This window comes from Rhodopirellula sp. UBA1907 (assembly GCF_002337565.1).
Classification (GTDB): domain Bacteria; phylum Planctomycetota; class Planctomycetia; order Pirellulales; family Pirellulaceae; genus Rhodopirellula; species Rhodopirellula europaea.
The window spans coordinates 1-2,479 of sequence record NZ_DDGH01000019.1 but is presented as its reverse complement, the minus strand read 5'-3'; the positions used below and the strand labels follow the sequence as shown (position 1 = coordinate 2,479).

At 53.2% G+C, this 2,479-nt stretch carries 2 protein-coding genes and 1 pseudogene; all 3 read left to right on the top strand.

The window, feature by feature from the left end; translation table 11 throughout:
* Window positions 1-198 (top strand): annotated as a pseudogene (locus B2R17_RS04515) (acetyltransferase); the annotation flags it as partial.
* Between the two features lie 177 nt (window positions 199-375).
* On the top strand, window positions 376-1,458 hold the full coding sequence (locus B2R17_RS04510; RefSeq protein WP_286763029.1) for an NAD-dependent epimerase/dehydratase family protein: 1,083 nt from the start codon (window positions 376-378) through the stop codon (window positions 1,456-1,458).
* Between the two features lie 97 nt (window positions 1,459-1,555).
* Window positions 1,556-2,377 carry a glycosyltransferase family 2 protein gene (locus tag B2R17_RS04505; RefSeq protein ID WP_008663439.1) on the top strand — a complete coding sequence of 274 codons (822 nt, stop codon included), beginning with the start codon at window positions 1,556-1,558 and terminating at the stop codon, window positions 2,375-2,377.
* Window positions 2,378-2,479: the final 102 nt, after the last annotated feature.

Here is a 2,479-nt window from a genome sequence, read left to right as displayed (position 1 = left end):
GCGTTGCTGAGCGAACTGCCATCGGGCGATTACCTGGTCAGCGTTCGAGCCCCGCTGGCGACCAAGACCGGCGCCGACGAACTTGTCCGTCAATTCCCAACCGGAGGCGGCCGCAAAGCCGCGGCCGGCATCAACCAACTGCCCGCCGACCAACTGCAAAAATTCCTCGACACCATGCAGCAACAATTCGCCGAGTAAGGGATGGCTGGTTGCCACGCCAAACAATGGTTGCTGTATCCACGTGAATTGAACCCCAGTTCGACCGCTGGTCCGTGCCGACACGTTTACTCAGCAAACCGCATCGCCCACGCTATCGCATGCAGACTATGATGGATCCAAGGCGATCGGTTGCTCGGAAGGTTTTGCGAAGTTTTTTTGGATTGGGAGAATCGAGTGGCGACGCGAGTCTTTATCACAGGGATCTGTGGTTTCGTTGGGAACACGCTCGCCAAACTGGCTGTGGATCATGACCTGGATTGGGAAATCACCGGGATCGACAACCTCGCTCGTCCAGGTAGCGACCTAAATCGTCGCGATCTGATGTCTCGTGGTATCAACGTGGTGCACGGTGATCTACGAAACTCATCTGACCTCGACTGCATCGGAGACATCGATTGGGTGATCGATGCGGCAGCCAAACCCTCCGTGTTGGCTGGTGTTGATGGCCAAACGAGCAGCCGGCAGCTTGTCGAACACAACCTGATTGGCACGCTCAACGTGCTGGAGCTTTGCAAACGCTCGCAGGCCGGGCTTGTTCTTCTAAGCAGCAGTCGCGTTTATTCGATCCACCCACTAGCGAAACTTTCGATCGAAATCCGAGACGGTGCATACTTTCCCAAGATGCCATTCCCCGAAGGAATGACCGAAACTGGCATCAGCGAAAGTTTCTCCACCACTCCGCCCGTCTCACTTTATGGATCGACCAAGTGTGCCTCCGAACAGATCGCACTTGAATACGCGGCGACTTTCGGATTTCCATGCTTGGTCAATCGCTGCGGCATCTTGGCGGGAGCTGGACAATTTGGACGACCGGACCAAGGCATCATCGCGTTCTGGATCCACAGTCATCAAGCCCGTCGTTCGCTGCACTACACTGGTTTCGACGCTCTAGGGCATCAGGTCCGTGACTGCCTTCATCCACGTGACCTGCTGGCACTCATTACTCGTCAAATGCAATCCGATCTTCGCGGGATGCCTTTGATCACAAACGTCTCTGGTGGAGTCGAATCAGCGATCTCCTTGCAGCAACTAACCGCTTGGTGCGACAAGCGGTTTGGTATTCACCCCGTCGCATCTCAGCACACCAATCGACCATTCGATCTCCCTTGGGTGGTACTGGACAATACGCTCGCCAAAGCAACTTGGGGATGGCGTCCGGAAACAACGAAAGAGGAAATCTTCGCAGAAATTGCGGACTACGCAGAACAAAATCCTGATTGGCTTGACATCTCATCCTGACCGTCTGCACTGCAACGAATTCTTCTTCCTGTCCATCAACTAGCACCTCCGATAGATTGACCAATGGAATCAATGCGAAACAAAATGGCTTAACGCGGTGTCCGAAGAACAAAAAAATCAAGCGATCCCCGGCCCTGAATTGGAAGGTGGTTCTCCGGACAGAGGCGAGGACCAATTGAAGCTTCTTTCAGTTGTCATTCCCGCTCGAGATGAGGAAGGCTGCATTCGTTCTAGTGTCGAGCATCTGCATTTGGAGTTGCGACTCAAAGAGATACCTCACGAAATTGTCGTAGTCGATGACGGAAGTTCAGACAGGACCTGGGCGATCCTATCCGAAATGGCAAATTCACTCCCCGCACTCAAGCCCGTCCAAAACCTTGGCGAACACGGCTTCGGGCTTGCGATCAGGCATGGAATCGATCAGTCCGAAGGTGACGCTGTTGTCATCATGATGGCCGATGAATCAGATGATTGCCGTGACGTTGTCCGATACTGGAACCTGTTGAACGAAGGTTTCGATGCCGTATTTGGAAGTCGGTTCGTCAAAGGCGGAGGCGTCGTCGACTACCCGTGGCTGAAGTTGTTTTTAAATCGGACCGCCAATCATCTGATTCGCTTCCTTTTCCGAATCAAACTGAACGACACCACCAACGCATTCAAGGCGTATCGGCGGACAACTCTGGACGGATGCCGGCCTTTTCTTTCGCCTCATTTCAATTTGACTGTCGAACTGCCATTGAAGTCCATCGCACGCGGCTATTCATGGACAGTCATTCCTATCACCTGGCGAAATCGCCGCACTGGACTGGCGAAACTAAAAGTCCGAGAGATGGGAAGTCGCTACTTCTTCATCGTTGCATACGTTTGGCTCGAAAAATACTTCAGTCGCGGCGACTACGCGAAGTCAGAGAAGTCTTGAATGCAGATCTCAGATGGCCTCTGCGTTTTGCGAGAATCGATAGCCTTAGAAAGATGAAGAGGGCGTCACGCTGACTGTCTTCAGCCCGCATTATTCACCAAG